This window comes from Winogradskyella bathintestinalis (assembly GCF_030407435.1).
GTDB classification, from domain to species: domain Bacteria; phylum Bacteroidota; class Bacteroidia; order Flavobacteriales; family Flavobacteriaceae; genus Winogradskyella; species Winogradskyella bathintestinalis.
The window spans coordinates 24,568-41,160 of the sequence record NZ_JASDDK010000006.1 but is presented as its reverse complement, the minus strand read 5'-3'; the positions used below and the strand labels follow the sequence as shown (position 1 = coordinate 41,160).

Genomic DNA, 16,593 nt, shown 5'->3' with positions numbered 1-16,593 from the left:
GAGTTAATGTGTGTTTATGCCATGATTTTTGTGTTATGTCGACACCCGATACACATTAACTACAAAACAAGTAACATAACTGAATTTTAAAAATCAATACAGAAAATCTAATAACTTTGTAGTTAACATCTAAGAAGTCTTACGAGGCTTTTTCGGTGTTAAAATTGTTTCCCAAAAACAAAACCTACTTATTATGAAACTACTATACACACTTGTGTTTGTCTTTTTGACGACTATAGTTTATGGTCAAAAAACCACATTGTTCCAAAATACTAATGTTAGAGCCAAAGAGCTAAAACATGACCTGACTGCATCTGGCGATAGTCTAATTTTTAAATGTGAAAGAACCATCTTTGAGGTTGCAATTTTTAAAGACGATTTTGAGCGCATAATAAAGGTTAGAAACAATGAAGCTGTCATTCCTGTCGCTGATTTGCCTGTCGGAAAATATATTGTAGAAGTACTACTTAGAGATAAGTTAATTGTAATAACTTTACTTAGAAACGAACCTTTTGATTTGCTTGATGCTGCTCCACTAATAACTGGTAATTCTAACATTATCAGTACCCGACCAATTAAAAAACATCTCGTAGCGCATTTTACGAAACCAAAAACTAAAATGCAATCTGATGAAGAAAATTATATTGAAAAAACAAATCAATTGGTTTTGTCTAAAAAAGATGCGTTTACAGAAGAGTACAATACAAGTACAACGGACTTGGCAGTAGCCGGAAAAAGAGCAACTGCGGCACGCGGAACATCGATAAGAGCTAATTCGTCACAGTCCACCTTAGCAAAAGGATCAATCTCAAAACCGAATAAAAAATATTGGGTGGTTTATAAAATTAACAATGGTCAGAGCTCTGAAAAAATTCAAAGAATGAGTGACCAAGAAGCTGTTGATCGTTTAATTAAGAAAAATGAAATAGACTTAACTACAAAAACGGGGAGATTAAATGAACTTATTGTTTGGGCTATTTATGATTCGTCTATGTTTGTGCAGCATAAAAGGAAACACAAGACTGATTATATGAATATCGCCTCAGAAAGCTTTCAGTTAAAACCGTATTATAAAAAAGTTAATTCAGTAGAAACCAATTAGTGTTTTTAGTTAAATAAAAGAAGTCAATAAAAATCTCAAAGAAGTGTTTTCTTTGAGATTTTCAGTTATAGCCTTTCTTGTTTAATTTTGGAGTGGTATTTAAATCAACAAAAAATTGTGTTATTTCTTTTTAAGATCTAATTTCTCGGCGAAATAATCACAAAAATCTTTCATTGTGGCGGTCATTTTTTCATCTTGGGTAGCCCTTAAAAATGTATCACTCATAGTCACTAAGGTTTGATGAAAAAACAATTTCATTTCATCAACAGGCATATCCTTGGTCCACAAATCTATTTTTAATGTTTCTTGAGCACTACCATCCCAAACCGATAACATTATTGCTTTTGCTTCTTCGTGGTTAACACCTCCGTCTTGGGCAGACCAATTTAATTTTTCGGGAACACGATTTTCGTCTAGTTCGACATTTAGAACTATTTTAGATTTTATAACTTTAGACATTATTTTTTTGGTTTAAATTTTGCTTTATTAAATATATCTTGAGGTTCTGTTTGCATAATTGTTAATAAATCCTCATTTGTTTTTTCGGCATAAGACCTAACAATTTGCCAACCCATATACTGACCCAAACGACCTGGCGATTGGTTGTCTAATTCTAAATAAAATTTTGAAAAAGGTGCATCTGCAATAAAACGATTTGGCAATTTAGGATCGGTACTGTACAATAATTCCTTTTCAATAAAATAGCTCCATATTTGACTTTCATTAGCTTCAGCCCATTTAATTTGAACATCAGAATAGCCTATTTTTTCTGCATCTGTTTTAAACGGAATCATTATATCCTTGAAATAAAGTAGTTTTCCAAAATAAATCATTTCATCTAATAGTGTTTTCCTATGAGTTTGAAAGATGAATTTTTTAGCATAACCATTGGCCACATCCGAAACAATTTGATTTTTATTCAAATTTGCGGCAATAAACATGGGTATGTTCTGATAAAATTCATGCTTAGCACCTAAATAATTATCTAATGCAATAAGTACTAAAGAATCATTAACTATAATTTTATCTCGGTAAGCTACGTCGTTCGTTAGCGTAATTACTCTAGGAGCCTTAAATGTTTTATCGTAATATTTTAAGTGTTTAAATAAGCCTTCTAACTCTTCTTTAGAGGTTTTAAAATCTGGAAAAGTTTGTTGCACCTCGTTTAGTAATTTGTTTTGTAATGAATCTTCCATTCGATTAATTACTATTGAGTCTGGAATGTGTTTAGAAAAGAAAAACGGATAGGCGCTTTTTAACTCTAACAAATTTTCGGGCAGGGCTTCGAAAAATGCTTTATCAAATCGTTCTACAGTAAAATCAGTTTCAATTTTTGCGATTTCTTTTTCAATCTTAGAGTCATCATCACAGGATAGTAGCACTAAAATGAATAGAATTATAATATTAAATTTGATTTGCATTTTGTAAAACATTTTTAATCTTAACACTATTGCGTTACTTTTGTTGTGCAAAGGTACACTTCTTTATGAACTCATTTCTATTTTTTGAGTTTAAGCGCAAATAATTGTGTCTAGTTCTATTGCAGTTTCCTTCTTGATGGTGAAAGAATAGAAATGGCTTATATAGGTTTTTAATTATCAGAATTTATGGAATCAAAAAGTATTAACGAATTTATATAAAATATAAAAAACTATGCAAACGGAACAGGTTGTAAATCATTTAGTAGATTGGTTAAAAGACTATGCCGTAAAGGCAGGTGTTAACGGCTTTGTTATTGGTATTTCTGGTGGAATTGATTCTGCTGTAACATCTACACTTTGTGCCAAAACAGGTTTAGATCTTTTGTGTATTGAGATGCCTATCCATCAAGCTGAGAGTCATGTAACTAGAGCACAAGAGCACATTTCTCAATTAAAGGAACGTTTTTCTAACGTAAAAGATAAGGTTGTTAACTTAACTCCCGTATTCGAAGAGTTTAAAACCGAAGTCAGTTTAGACGGTAAAAAAGCTACAGTAGATATGGCTTTGGCAAATACAAGAGCGCGTTTGCGAATGACAACATTGTATTATCATGCAGGACTTTTAGGTCTTTTGGTAGCAGGTACAGGTAATAAAGTAGAAGATTTTGGAGTGGGTTTTTATACAAAATACGGTGATGGAGGCGTGGATTTAAGTCCAATTGCAGATTTATTAAAATCTGAAGTTTACGAAATAGGGGAGTATTTAAAAGTACCAGCGTCCATTATGAATGCTGCGCCTAGTGATGGTTTGTTTGGTGATGCAAGAAGTGATGAAGATCAAATTGGCGCCTCCTATCCAGAATTGGAATGGGCCATGCAAATGAAAGACGAAGGTAAAACACGAACAGATTTTGAAGGAAGAAATCGGGAGGTTTTTGATATTTTTATGCGTTACAATACATCCAATAAACATAAAATGATAGCGATACCAATTTGCGAAATTCCTAGTAATTTAAAATAATTTTTGTGTTTTAGCAATTAAAAGTCTTAAATTATTTAATTTTTGATTATTTTTGTTAGACAAATCTCCACTTTTGTATTTATTTACGCTATTAATTAATAGATTTTTAACCCTAACCAAGAAAACAAAATACAATTGTTATGATAAATATTTTAATTGTGGACAGGCATCCAATCGTTAGAACCGGATTAGAGTTGGTTTTGAGCAATAAATCTGATTTTGAAGTTATAGGTAGTTTGGGTAGTGGGATCGAGATTTTTGAATTTGTAAAACGTCATAAAGTAGATGTTATAATCTCCGAAATCGATTTGCCAGAACTTAATGGCATAACTGCACTAAGAGCTATAAAAAAAGAAAATAATGACGTAAATGTCTTAATGTTTAGTCATCAGCCAGAAGAAATTTATGCCATAAGTACTATTAAAGCAGGTGCTTCTGGATACTTAAACAAATCTGCGAGTATTGAAGAATTGATAGTGGCAGTCCGAAAAGTCAGTAATGGTGAAACATCTCTAAGCGAAAAAATGGATAAACATTTTAGATATGAAGACACTCGAAAGAGTCGCAGTCGCATGTTTAAAAAATTATCAACTAGAGAGGTGGAAGTTTTAAAATTACTATCCATAGGACGCAAAAATAAGGAAATCGCTCAAGAACTAGATATTAATGAAAAAACAGTGAGCACTTATAAAGCGCGATTATTTAAGAAACTTAATGTTACTAATATTGTTGACTTAGTTCACCAAGCGAAACACCATAATTTAGCTTAATCATCTTTTAACCCACAACTTTACCTAATTTACGGGATAATAACATTTTCAGCCCAACATAATCCTTTACATCTTCTATGATTGAGCGTGTATCTGCATTTTGGTTTAAAGTTTCATTTTTATACTCAGCTACTTTTTTGTCAATTAGGTGACAACGTAAACTTAAAATGGTTTGACTTACCAATTGTGAAATAGAATCTTTCTTTTCCTTAGGCACAATTTGATTGCGTTCCCAATCATGAAGATTGTAACGTTCATCTTCCATTAAGATACTTGTTACGGTACTTGCAGCTTCCTGGTCTAATTGATTAACGAAATTTTTAGTAGAGAAACTGTCGTCTTGGTTCAATCTATCAATAATGGAGTAGTAGAGTACTTTAAACTGCGGATTAGAAAACTGCATTTCGTCCTCTTGAAGATCTAAGTATATTTTCTCGAATACACGCGTTTCATGCATGGTAGGTTCTAAAATTAATTCGCCTGAAGATTCTTCCTCCCTTAATATTAAATCCTCAAATTGTTCGGTTCGATCTCCGTATAACATTAATATCTCAATAATTTTACGTTCTAGTTCAAACTGAATATCGACCTTCTTCTTTGTCTGTTCTTCATTTTTAACAACCTGAAATGCTTTCTGATCTTGTTTATAGGATTTGCTGGCTTCTTGAGTTTCTTTCTTATTAATTTGTGCTAGCGTACTAAACAGAACGTTTTCGCTAATATCCATAATTCGCGCACATTCTTGAATATAGATTTCACGTTTTATCTGATCTGGGATTTTGGCAATGCTGTTTACAATTTCACGAATTGTCTCAGCTTTTTTAATCGGGTCATTATTTGCTTCTTTTACTAATAAAGACGCTTTAAACTGAATAAAATCTTTGGCATTGTCGTTGAGATATTCGGTAAGTTCTTTTAATGTATTATTTTTTGAAAAACTATCTGGATCTTCACCATCTGGAAATGTGCAAATCTTTACATTAACGCCTTGTTCCAAAATTAAATCGATACCACGAATAGAGGCTCTTATTCCTGCAGCATCACCATCAAAAAGTACTGTAATATTATTTGTAAGCCTATTAATTAAACGAATTTGGTCAGCCGATAACGCTGTTCCAGAAGAGGAAACTACATTCGTAATTCCAGTTTGATGAAACTGAATAACATCTGTATAACCTTCTACCAAATAACAATTATCTTCTTTTGCAATACTTTGTTTGGCATGATATAATCCATAGAGAACTTTGCTTTTATGGTAAATTTCGCTCTCTGGTGAATTTAAATATTTGGCTGCTTTCTTATCGTTAACTAATATACGGCCACCAAAACCCAGTATACGACCACTCATACTATGAATAGGAAACATAACTCTGCCCTTAAATCTATCGAAGCGTTTTTCACCTTTAACAATAGTTAAACCAGTTTGCTCTAAAAATTGAAGTTGATAGCCCTTTCCTAATGCATCATCTGTAAAGGCTTGCCACTCGTCTAAGGAATAGCCTAATTGAAATTTTTTAATGGTTTCTTCTGTGAAACCACGTTCTTTAAAATAGCTTAAGCCTATTGCTTTTCCTTGATTGGTGTTATGAAGTACTTTCTGAAAATAGGTGTTTGCATATTCGCTAACCAAATACAAGCTCTCTCTAGTATCTGCTTGGGCTTTTTCTTGATCGGTACGCTCAGTTTCTTCTATCTCAATATTGTATTTTTTGGCGAGATATTTTATCGCTTCTGGGTAAGTGAAATGTTCGTGTTCCATTAAGAAAGTAACAGCATTGCCACCTTTTCCACTAGAGAAATCTTTCCAGATTTGTTTTACAGGAGACACCATAAAACTAGGTGAGCGCTCTTCACTAAAAGGACTTAAACCTTTAAAATTACTACCCGATTTTTTGAGTTGAACAAAATCGCCAATAACCTCTTCTACGCGAGCTGTTTCAAATACTTGTGCTATGGAATTTTGTGAAATCAAAGAATTACGTTTTTTGTAAGTCGGTAAATTTAAGATAAAACAATTTTATAAAAAATTAATCATCAGGTGTAAATTGATTATATTGTCTAAAATAGGAAACTTATAAGGTTTTAGAGAAAATAGTGTATTTACATGAATTGGATTTTACTTATTGTTGCAGGATTATTTGAAGTAGCATTTGCAGCTTGTTTAGGTAAAGCTAAGGAAGCTACAGGTACTGAAACCACATATTGGTATATTGGTTTTTTAATATGTTTATTTATAAGTATGTTATTGTTGGTTAAAGCAACGCAACAAATACCTATTGGGACGGCTTATGCAGTTTGGACAGGTATTGGTGCCATAGGAACTGTGCTAGTGGGCATATTTATATTTAAAGAACCAGCTACTTTTTGGAGATTATTTTTTATAACTACCTTAATTATTTCAATTGTTGGTTTAAAATTTGTTTCAAATTAAACACAAAAAAAACCTATCTAATAAGATAGGTTTTATACTTAAAAAGGTTGTAAGATATATAATTATATAACTTTTACATTTACTGCATTTAATCCTTTTTTTCCTTCTGCTAAATCGAATTCTACATTATCACCTTCTCTAATCTCATCGACTAAACCAGAAATATGTACAAAATGCTCTTTTCCGTTTCCTTCTTCTGTTATGAATCCAAAACCTTTAGAGTCATTAAAAAATTTTACTGTACCAGTACTCATATTATATATTATTTAATTAAAAAACAAAGGTAATCTAATTAGTTGGTAATCAAATATTTTGAGTCTATTATTTTTAAGGCCTATATAAGTGTCTAAAAATTAGTCTTTAGTAGTACTAAAAGTGCAATAAAAAACTAAATATTATATTCTGACAGTGGTTTGGTGAATTTTTCAGGGTTTTCTGCTAAATGGTATCTAGGATCGTCAATAGCTTCAACAATAACGTCTCTAAATTTAGGGCTAGCCTTGTAAAGCAATATTTTACAGTCTTCACTTAAATGTTTAAGCTTAATGGTTTTACCCATGGCTTGGTATTTTTCAACGATAATAAATATGGCTTCAATAGCGGAATGATCTGAAATTCGGGCTTCAACAAAATCGATTTCTACATTATTAGGATCATTCTTTATATCAAATTTTTCATTGAAAGAGGTAATACTGCCAAAAAACAATGGTCCCCATATCTCATAAGTTTTTGTACCATCTGGTTGCATACGTTTTCTTGCTCTAATTCTTTTGGCGTTTTCCCATGCAAAGGATAAAGCCGATATAATAACACCAACAAATACGGCAATGGCCAAATCGAAAATTACGGTGACCACAGAAACAATTACGAGCACTACAGCGTCTGACATTGGTATTTTTTTCATAATTCGGAAACTGGACCATGCAAAAGTTTCTATAACCATCATAAACATAACTCCTACTAATGCCGCGATTGGTACTTGCTCAATATATTTGTCTGCAAATAATATAAAACTCAGTAAAGTTAATGCCATCATTACACCAGATAAACGCCCTCTACCGCCTGCATTAATGTTAATTACCGTTTGTCCTATCATTCCACAGCCACCAGTACCTCCAAATAATCCACTAAGCATATTTCCGGCTCCTTGAGCGACACATTCTTTATTTCCGTTACCTCTAGAATCTGTTAATTCGTCAACAAGATTCATAGTCATAAGCGTTTCTATTAAACCAACAGAGGCAGCTAAAAAAGCATAAGGGGCAATAAATTTTAAAGTGTCTAAGTTGAAAGGTAAATGGCTCCATAATTCTAGAAGATTGAGCTTACTAGATAATTCATCAAATCCATTGAGTCCTGCGCCACCACCGTCTCTAATGAACTCTCCAACGTTGATAGACTGCAGTCCGCCAAAAATTGAAATTAAGGTGACTATTAATATTGCTGTTAATGCTGCAGGCAGTTTTTTTGTTAATTTAGGTAGTCCCCAAATAATTAACATGGTTAGCAATACTAGGCCTATCATTACATACAGCTTTTGGCCTTGCATTAAAGATTTTACAACACCATTATCTTTAACAGCATAAAAGCCATTATTCTTTATGTTAAAAACAACTCGTTTAGTGTCGACATCAAAAACTTGATTGTCTGACATTATAAAAATGGTTTCACCTGTATTAATGTTGTTTATATTCTGGCCGTTTATAGAAAATAACTCCGTACCCGAAATTAAATCTTTTACTGTATTACCACTTACGTTGTAAACCAGTTCTTTAGAAACGGTGTCGCGCATGTTTTGTCCGAAAACATCTTTTTTATTTTCTTTAAACATGCCTAATTGCGCCATAAAAATAACTATGGCCAATCCATTAACAAATCCCATCATTACCGGGTGTGGAATTAACCTCACAAACTTTCCAAGTTTAAAAACGCCTGCTAATACCTGAATTACACCCATTAATACTACGGCGGCCAACAGATAGAAATAGCCCATATTTTCTACGGGCGTATCGAAAAGAAGTCCTTTAGCGTGGCCTTCTTGAATCATGTATACAAAGATAACAGCTACAGCTCCAGCGGCTCCGGATATTAGTCCAGGTCTACCTCCAAAAAGTGCAGAAATAATTCCAATGACAAACGCTCCAAAAAGTGCTACAATCGGACTTATTTGAGCCACAAATGCAAAAGCCACAACCTCAGGGATCATTGCTAAAGAAACGGTTATACCTGCAAGAATATCATTCTTAGGGTTTTGAGTGATTTTTTTAATGGTGTTTCTGGCAAGCATCATAATTCTTCAAATTAAAAGTCGGCAAAGATAGACTTTTTGAATTTAATTGATAAAAAGTTCTATGTTTTCCCAACATCCTGTGTGGAAAATATGGTTTTATGAGAGGTGAAGGAGGTATTTATAGGTATCACAATAAGTCGCTATGAACTGAATTTTTTGATTATAACACATCTTAAATAGGGAGCAAAAAAAAGCATTGGGTTCCCAATGCTTTTCATAATTATCAAAATTGCCCTTATTTTTTCTCTGGAGGAAACTGCATCATCATTTCAGATACAAATTCCTTAATTCTAGCTTCTTTCTTTTCCATGTTTCTAGTTTCAAGATTACCTGTGCCAGAGCCCTGCCAAATTAATTCTTTCTTTTGGGCATCGATTAAATCTATAAATAATACACCTTCTGTAGAAGTAGAAACTTGGTTATTGTTCCAGCCAGATCGCCATCCCCAGCCACCATATCCTCCCCAACCCCAGGCTCCATAGCCCCAAGCATTGTTGTAAATATCTACTCGTTGGTTAGATTTGGTGAAAATACTAACTAACATATCGGGATTTTCAGATTTAATATACCCTTTGGCCATCAATTCGGCCTCAATAGCTCTTAAAATTCTTCGTTTATCGAGATCGTTTAATTCTGCCTTGTCAATGCCTGGTTTAAAAAATGCAAAAGTTTTGTAAGCATCAAAATTAGCTTCTCTATCGTAGTCCGTTGCAACTCTTACTGAGCTACAAGATGAGAGTACAAACAATAAAAGTAAAGCTGGTACAATTTTGAGTGGTTTCATTAAATGTTTCATAGCGCTTTTTTTTAAATTATAAATTTTCTAATAATTCATCATCAACAAAATTTGGTAAGGTTACTTTTAGGTCTGGCTCAGATGCCATAGCCCGTTTAATAGCGAAAATGGCTCCTTTATTTCTGGCCCAACCTCGTCTTGAAATTCCATTGTTAACATCCCAAAACAACATTTGTTTGAGACGTTTTGATGCCTCTATACTACCATCAAGAACCATACCAAAGCCGCCATTTATAACTTCTCCCCAACCGACACCTCCGCCGTTGTGAATGCTGACCCATGTCGCTCCTCTAAAGCTATCTCCAATTACATTATGAATCGCCATGTCTGCTGTAAATCGAGAGCCATCGTAAATATTGCTAGTTTCTCTATAAGGAGAATCGGTTCCTGAAACATCGTGATGATCTCTACCTAATATAACCGTTCCAATCTCATTATTAGCGATAGCTTGGTTAAAAGCTTCAGCAATTTTCATTCTACCTTCAGCATCTGCGTACAATATTCGGGCTTGCGAGCCCACGACAAGTTTATTTTCTTGAGCACCTTTTATCCATTGGATATTATCGGCCATTTGTTGCTGAATTTCTTCGGGTGAATTTTTTTTAATCGTCTCTAAAACTTTACAAGCAATGTTATCGGTTTTAATTAGGTCTTCAGGTTTTCCAGAGGCGCATACCCATCGAAAAGGACCAAAACCATAATCAAAACACATTGGCCCCATAATATCTTGAACGTAGCTAGGATATTTAAAATCAATATTATTCTCAGCCATTATATCCGCTCCCGCTCGAGAGGCTTCGAGCAAAAATGCATTTCCATAATCGAAGAAATAAGTGCCTTTAGCCGTATGTTTATTAATAGCATCTGCATGGCGACGTAAGGATTTTTGAACGTTTTCTTTGAATAATTCAGGGTCGTTCGCCATCATGTTGTTCGCATCTTCAAAGGCAATATCAACAGGATAATAGCCGCCAGCCCAAGGATTATGAAGGGAAGTTTGATCGCTTCCTAAGTCGATTTGTATATTGGCTAAATCAAATTTTTCCCAGAGATCAACTATGTTTCCTAAGTAAGCGATGGAAACGGTTTCCTTCTCATCTTTTGCTTTACGCACTCTTAGAACTAATTCATCTAAATCGGTAATTTTTTCATCGATCCAACCCTGATCTAATCTTACTTGTGTAATTTTAGGATTTACTTCAGCACAAACCGTAATGCAGCCTGCAATATTGCCTGCCTTAGGTTGTGCACCAGACATGCCTCCTAAACCAGAAGTTACAAATAAATGGCCTTTAGGTTCTTTTTTAATTTTTCTAAATCCATTTAAAACTGTAATTGTTGTGCCGTGTACAATGCCTTGTGGCCCTATGTACATATAGCTTCCCGCTGTCATTTGACCGTATTGGGTAACGCCTAAAGCATTAAATTTCTCCCAATCATCTGGTTTAGAGTAATTAGGAATCATCATGCCATTAGTGACCACAACTCTAGGTGCTTCTGAGTGTGAAGGGAATAGCCCCATTGGGTGACCAGAATACATCACTAAAGTTTGTTGATCATTCATCTCTGCCAAATATTTCATGGTTAAACGGTATTGTGCCCAATTGGAAAACACGGCACCATTACCTCCATAGGTAATAAGTTCATGTGGATGTTGTGCAACCGCATAATCTAAATTGTTTTGAATCATTAACATAATAGCCGCTGCTTGTGAAGATTTGGCAGGATAGTCTTCAATTGGTCGGGCATACATTTTATAATCCGGTCTTAAACGATACATATAAATACGACCATAGGTCGTTAGTTCATTTTTAAATTCGGGCAATAATGTGTTATGATCTTTCTTATTAAAATAACGAAGGGCATTTTTTATAGCAAGTTTTTCTTCCTCTTTAGAGAGAATGGCTTTTCGTTTTGGTGCGTGATTAATATTTGAATCATACGGTTTCGGTTTTGGTAATATATTAGGAATACCTTCTAAAATTTGATCTTTAAACGAGATTTTGGTAGTCTGCATTACTTTTATTTTAATGTGTTTTTATTGGTCTTATGCGAAACGGAAGAATTGAATCCATACGGACAATGTCTGCAACCACTTTCGCAACAATAACCACGTTTTAAATGGTATTGCTCTGTAAAACAACGGTAGCCTTCTGGTGTAAGATAGTAGTCTCCGTCTTCAATTGGGACGTATTTTTTCATATTAAACAAAGATAATGTAATTTGGTTTGATTTTTGAAACGAACGAATTATGATCTTAATTTCAAAATACTTGGTGCCGAAAGGCTATTTAGGTTTAACCGTTTTTCCATTTATGTTTTTAAAAACATCGGGGTTAAAAGAAAATAGGATTTTGATAAATCATGAAAAAATCCATTTAAGACAACAATTAGAATTATTCATTTTTCCTTTTTATATCATTTATACAATTGAATTTTTAATACGATTAATTCAATATAAAGATTGGCATTTGGCCTATAGAAATATTTCTTTTGAACGTGAAGCCTATAAGCATGAAAAGGACTTTTTTTATTTAAAATCCCGACCATTGTTTAACGTAATCAACTTTATTAATAAATAAATTCGGCTATGGTTTGTTGCCGATCGATTAACTTTGTTAAAATAAAAAATAGCATGTGTTGAACGCTACGACCTATAATCAGGATTTATCCATTCTTAATACTTCAGTTGATATTACAGTTAAACGTGAAGATTTAATTCATCCTTTTATCTCGGGAAATAAATATCGAAAGTTAAAATACAATGTAGAGAAAGCTAAAGAAATTAAGGCCACATCTATGCTAACATTTGGAGGAGCCTATTCAAATCATATTGCCGCCGTAGCTTATGCCGGTAAAGCGTATGGTTTTAAAACTATTGGAATAATAAGAGGTGAAGAATTAGGTTTAAAAAAAGATTTAAATCCAACTTTAAAATTTGCTAAAGCTTGCGGGATGAAATTTCAATTCGTCTCAAGAGACGATTATAGAAAGAAGACTAGCGAAGATTTTATAGCCACCTTAAAACGTCGTTTTGGAAATTTTTATTTATTACCAGAAGGTGGTACCAATGATTTGGCGGTTAAAGGTTGTCAAGAGATTATACAAACTGAAGATTTTCATTTTGATTATGTGTGTTGTGCTGTAGGAACAGGTGGTACTATTTCGGGAATAATCAATGCGTCCCAAACCCATCAGAAAATATTAGGTTTTCCGGCTCTAAAAGGTGATTTTTTACAACAAGATATTTGTAAATTTGCAACTCAACAAAATTGGAATTTAATAACAGGTTACCATTTTGGTGGCTATGGTAAAATAAAGCCCGAATTAATAGCGTTTATCAATAGGTTTAAACATAATTATGATATTCCGTTAGATCCAATATATACGGGAAAAATGCTATTTGGTATTTTTGATTTAATTGAGAAGGATTTTTTTCCGAAAGCTTCAAAAATATTAGTCATTCATACTGGTGGTTTGCAAGGGATAGCTGGTGTAAATGCGAAATTAAAACGTAAAGGCGGACCTTTAATAGATTTATAGAATGAAATTTAAGTTTAAATATATAAGTATAGTTTGTGTGCTGTTTGCATTAAGTTGTGGCCCTAAAAAAGGCATTGTGACAAAAAGAAAAAACAGTAGCACTAAGAAAACCGTAGTAGTTAAAGAACGAGAAGAAGTTACAGTAAAGCCTGTTGTTAAAAATTCGGCTCCACCAAGTATAGTAGATGTTTATATAGAACTTTATGCCGAAATAGCCAAGAACAAAATGAGATCTCATAAAATACCGGCAAGTATTACATTGGCTCAAGGAGTTTTAGAATCTGGTGTTGGTCGAGGTCGATTAGCGGTAAAGGCGAATAATCATTTTGGAATAAAATGTCATGGTTGGAAAGGCGCAAAAATCTACCACGACGATGATCGTTCTCAAGAGTGTTTTAGAAAATATGATAGAGCTGAAATGTCTTATGAAGATCATTCAGAATTCTTAACAGGACGAAGCCGATACGCGGACTTATTTAAATTAAAACCCGATGATTATAAAGGTTGGGCAAATGGATTGAGAGCTGCTGGCTATGCAACCGACAGAAAATATCCGCAAAAACTGATTAGTTTAATTGAACGTTATCAACTATATAAATATGACGAGGAGGTTCTTAATGGAACGAATAATAAATCCTCAAGATCGTCAACTACCATAATTGAAGGTAAGAAAAAGCCGTATGCAAATAAGCACATTGTGTCTCAGGGTGATACCTTGTATTCACTTTCAAGATTATATAAAACGACGGTAGAAGCGATAAAAACTAAAAACAATTTAAAATCGAATGACTTATCTATAGGTCAACAACTCATTATTCCCAATTAATTTATGATATATCAAAGAAGTAGCGCATTGTTTAAAGAGGCCAAGACTGTTATTCCTGGTGGAGTAAATTCTCCCGTAAGGGCATTTAACGCCGTTGGTGGAACACCTATTTTTGCCAAATCAGCTAAAGGAGCTTATGTTTTTGATGAAGATGGTAATCGTTATATAGATTATATAAATTCATGGGGACCTATGTTGTTAGGGCATGCATTTCCTCCAGTTGTAGAGGCTGTCATTGAAAAAACCAAGGAAGGTACCTCTTTCGGAATGCCCACAGCAATTGAAACTGAAATTGCAGAATTGGCCATTTCCATGGTGCCTAATATTGATAAAATTAGATTTGTGAATTCCGGAACAGAAGCCTGTATGAGTGCGATTCGTTTAGCGAGAGGATTTGCGAAAAAAGATAAAATAATTAAGTTCTCTGGTTGCTATCATGGTCATAGTGATTCCTTTTTAATTGCGGCAGGAAGTGGTGCAGTTACTTTCGGTACGCCAAATAGTCCTGGTGTAACTCAAGGAACTGCTAAAGATACTTTGTTAGCTACATATAATGATATTAATTCTGTTAATGCACTTATTTCTTCTAACCCAAACGAAATAGCAGCAATCATTATCGAGCCCGTGGCTGGAAATATGGGCTGCATTCCTCCAATTGATGGGTTTTTAGAAAATTTAAGACAAATCTGTGATGCCAATGACATATTGTTGATTTTTGATGAGGTCATGACAGGGTTTAGATTGGCAAAAGGGGGAGTGCAAGCGTTGAAAAATGTTAATGCGGATATCGTTTGTTTTGGTAAAGTTGTAGGCGGTGGTTTGCCCGTAGGGGCTTTTGCTGCACGTAATGAGATTATGGATTATTTGGCGCCAATTGGTCCTGTGTACCAAGCTGGAACGTTAAGTGGTAATCCTTTAGCTATGGCCGCGGGTTTAGCCATGTTAAAGGCGATTAACACGGATAAAGGTTTAATGAATAGATTAGAAGAGAAAACAAAATATCTTCATAACGGTATTGCCGAAGCTTTAAATAAAAATAATGTGACGCACACCATTAACAGAATTGGTTCTATGATTTCCGTTCATTTCACTGATCAGACGGTAGTAGATTTTGATTCGGCAGCGAAAGGAAATAATGAGACCTTTAAAAAATTCTTTCATGGTATGTTAAACGAAGGTGTTTATATTGCACCTAGTGCTTTTGAAACTTGGTTTATAACTGACGCCTTAACTTACGAAGATCTCAATACCACTATTGCTGCTGTAGAGCGGATAGCAAATACCTTATAATAAAAAAGCCTCGCAATTTGCGAGGCTTTTTTTATACTAATTCTCTGACAGGTATGCTTTATATCGCGCATATTGGTCATCGTTTAAAATCGATTTGATTTTATCGTCTAATCGATTTTTATATTTTGTTACTTCTTCTTTTGAAATCGATTTGTTGTTAGAACTAACCATTTCTTGACCATAGGTTCTAAAGGCAATATAAATTTCATCGCGTTGATTATTATCAAACTTTACGTATTTTCTTAGAGCTTCAGTTTTAGTGGAAGCTTCAGCATTTATTTCTTTTTTAGCGTCTAGTTTGCTATTTTGAGCTACCACAGATTGGTGGCTAAGAAATAGTGCAAATGTAAATAAGCATACTGTAATTACCTTTTTCATTTTTTGGATCGTTTAATTAAATTGGATACTAAAATAATAATTTTATTCAACAAAAGAAAAAAGTATCGACTAAGCGATACTTTTTTATGTAGATTCCCAATAGAAAAACTAGTTTTTATCTTCGAGCTTTACTTTGTTTGTCTTATGACGTAAATCTCTTCTTTTCTGTTTTCTAGGTTGCATTTTTTCAAATTTAGCGAATTGTTCTTCGGTTAAAATCTTTTTCATTTCACGCTTCATTTCTATTTGCATATCTAGCTTTTGCGATTTCATTTTTAACATCTCATCTTTAGATGGTTTCTTTCGAGTGTCATCTTTTTCTGTTTTGTTATCTTGTCTTAAACTCTGTTTGTCTTCAGCACCATTTAAAATTAACTGATGTACTTTTTTTTGTTGTTCATCATTGAGATCTAATTTTAAAGTCAATTGTTTAGATTTCAAATCTGCAATTTCGGTCGGAGTCATGCTTTTTCTTAATTCAGCACGATTTTCTCTATCCAGTTTTTGCGGTTGCTTTTGTTGAGCAAAAGAACTTAAGGTTGCAAATGCAATGGCAATAATTACTAATTTATTCATGTCGTTTTTATTTTATTGTTATATGAGTTTAGACAGCAACTAAGTATAAACGTTTAACAAAGAATTTATTTTTAACATGAATTTTAACATTAGCGTCATATAATCCAAAATGTGATTTAATTAATAAACAACGGCTGAATTTTTAAACCT

The 16,593-nt window shown here is 33.6% G+C and carries 18 protein-coding genes; 8 read left to right on the top strand and 10 right to left on the bottom strand.

Annotation, left to right across the window (positions count from 1 at the left end):
• Positions 1-193: 193 nt before the first annotated feature.
• On the top strand, positions 194-1,102 hold the full coding sequence (locus tag QMA06_RS13990; protein ID WP_290207507.1) for a hypothetical protein: 909 nt from the start codon (positions 194-196) through the stop codon (positions 1,100-1,102).
• A gap of 120 nt (positions 1,103-1,222) precedes the next feature.
• On the opposite strand, the gene gldC is transcribed toward QMA06_RS13990, so the two are convergent.
• Together gldC and gldB are read right to left on the bottom strand one after the other, a co-directional pair.
• Positions 1,223-1,561, bottom strand: coding sequence for a gliding motility protein GldC (gene gldC / locus QMA06_RS13985; RefSeq protein ID WP_290207506.1), 339 nt, complete (start codon positions 1,559-1,561; stop codon positions 1,223-1,225).
• Positions 1,561-2,523: a gliding motility lipoprotein GldB gene (gene gldB, locus QMA06_RS13980; protein ID WP_290207505.1), complete on the bottom strand. Its 963-nt coding sequence runs from the start codon at positions 2,521-2,523 to the stop codon at positions 1,561-1,563. Before gldB ends, gldC begins: the two co-directional genes overlap by 1 nt.
• A 232-nt stretch (positions 2,524-2,755) precedes the next feature.
• Here gldB and nadE point away from each other — a divergent pair, with 232 nt between their 5' ends.
• Together nadE and QMA06_RS13970 are read left to right on the top strand one after the other, a co-directional pair.
• The gene (gene nadE, locus QMA06_RS13975; protein WP_290207504.1) at positions 2,756-3,544 is read left to right on the top strand and encodes an NAD(+) synthase; all 789 of its coding nucleotides are present in this window, start codon (positions 2,756-2,758) and stop codon (positions 3,542-3,544) included.
• A gap of 140 nt (positions 3,545-3,684) precedes the next feature.
• Positions 3,685-4,314: a response regulator gene (locus QMA06_RS13970; protein ID WP_290207503.1), complete on the top strand. Its 630-nt coding sequence runs from the start codon at positions 3,685-3,687 to the stop codon at positions 4,312-4,314.
• Between the two features lie 7 nt (positions 4,315-4,321).
• On the opposite strand, the gene dnaG is transcribed toward QMA06_RS13970, so the two are convergent.
• A complete protein-coding gene (dnaG, locus tag QMA06_RS13965) occupies positions 4,322-6,286 on the bottom strand; it encodes a DNA primase (RefSeq protein ID WP_290207502.1) in 1,965 nt (654 codons plus the stop codon).
• A 132-nt stretch (positions 6,287-6,418) separates the two neighbouring features.
• On the opposite strand from dnaG, the gene QMA06_RS13960 reads away from it, so the two are divergent.
• The gene (locus QMA06_RS13960) at positions 6,419-6,745 is read left to right on the top strand and encodes a DMT family transporter (protein WP_290207501.1); all 327 of its coding nucleotides are present in this window, start codon (positions 6,419-6,421) and stop codon (positions 6,743-6,745) included.
• A gap of 62 nt (positions 6,746-6,807) precedes the next feature.
• Here QMA06_RS13960 and QMA06_RS13955 read toward each other — a convergent pair whose 3' ends face one another.
• From QMA06_RS13955 to QMA06_RS13935, 5 genes are all read right to left on the bottom strand, one after another.
• Complete coding sequence (locus QMA06_RS13955) at positions 6,808-6,999, bottom strand: cold-shock protein (protein WP_179339703.1); 192 nt, start codon at positions 6,997-6,999, stop codon at positions 6,808-6,810.
• A gap of 134 nt (positions 7,000-7,133) precedes the next feature.
• On the bottom strand, positions 7,134-9,035 hold the full coding sequence (locus QMA06_RS13950) for a SulP family inorganic anion transporter (RefSeq protein ID WP_290207500.1): 1,902 nt from the start codon (positions 9,033-9,035) through the stop codon (positions 7,134-7,136).
• 235 nt (positions 9,036-9,270) lie between these two features.
• Positions 9,271-9,831: a DUF4136 domain-containing protein gene (locus tag QMA06_RS13945; RefSeq protein WP_290207499.1), complete on the bottom strand. Its 561-nt coding sequence runs from the start codon at positions 9,829-9,831 to the stop codon at positions 9,271-9,273.
• A gap of 16 nt (positions 9,832-9,847) precedes the next feature.
• Complete coding sequence (locus QMA06_RS13940) at positions 9,848-11,833, bottom strand: urocanate hydratase (protein ID WP_290207591.1); 1,986 nt, start codon at positions 11,831-11,833, stop codon at positions 9,848-9,850.
• A 20-nt stretch (positions 11,834-11,853) separates the two neighbouring features.
• Entirely contained in the window at positions 11,854-12,033 is a 180-nt protein-coding gene (locus tag QMA06_RS13935) for a DUF5522 domain-containing protein (protein ID WP_290207498.1), read from the bottom strand.
• A 49-nt stretch (positions 12,034-12,082) separates the two neighbouring features.
• Between QMA06_RS13935 and QMA06_RS13930 the strand changes: the two genes are divergently transcribed.
• Genes QMA06_RS13930 through hemL form a run of 4 tightly spaced genes read left to right on the top strand, consistent with a single transcriptional unit; the run spans position 12,083 to position 15,489 of the window.
• A complete protein-coding gene (locus QMA06_RS13930; protein ID WP_318036608.1) occupies positions 12,083-12,412 on the top strand; it encodes a hypothetical protein in 330 nt (109 codons plus the stop codon).
• A 58-nt stretch (positions 12,413-12,470) separates the two neighbouring features.
• Positions 12,471-13,373, top strand: a complete 903-nt coding sequence (locus QMA06_RS13925) for a 1-aminocyclopropane-1-carboxylate deaminase/D-cysteine desulfhydrase (protein ID WP_290207497.1) — start codon at positions 12,471-12,473, stop codon at positions 13,371-13,373.
• A 1-nt stretch (position 13,374) separates the two neighbouring features.
• Positions 13,375-14,199 carry a glucosaminidase domain-containing protein gene (locus QMA06_RS13920; protein ID WP_290207496.1) on the top strand — a complete coding sequence of 275 codons (825 nt, stop codon included), beginning with the start codon at positions 13,375-13,377 and terminating at the stop codon, positions 14,197-14,199.
• A 3-nt stretch (positions 14,200-14,202) separates the two neighbouring features.
• Positions 14,203-15,489 (top strand): glutamate-1-semialdehyde 2,1-aminomutase, encoded by a 1,287-nt coding sequence (gene hemL / locus QMA06_RS13915; protein ID WP_290207495.1) that lies wholly within the window; start codon positions 14,203-14,205, stop codon positions 15,487-15,489.
• Positions 15,490-15,525: 36 nt separating this feature from the next.
• Here the strand turns inward: hemL and QMA06_RS13910 are convergent, their stop codons facing one another.
• Together QMA06_RS13910 and QMA06_RS13905 are read right to left on the bottom strand one after the other, a co-directional pair.
• Positions 15,526-15,867, bottom strand: a complete 342-nt coding sequence (locus QMA06_RS13910) for a hypothetical protein (protein ID WP_290207493.1) — start codon at positions 15,865-15,867, stop codon at positions 15,526-15,528.
• A 108-nt stretch (positions 15,868-15,975) separates the two neighbouring features.
• Positions 15,976-16,443: a hypothetical protein gene (locus QMA06_RS13905; protein WP_290207492.1), complete on the bottom strand. Its 468-nt coding sequence runs from the start codon at positions 16,441-16,443 to the stop codon at positions 15,976-15,978.
• Positions 16,444-16,593 lie beyond the last annotated feature (150 nt).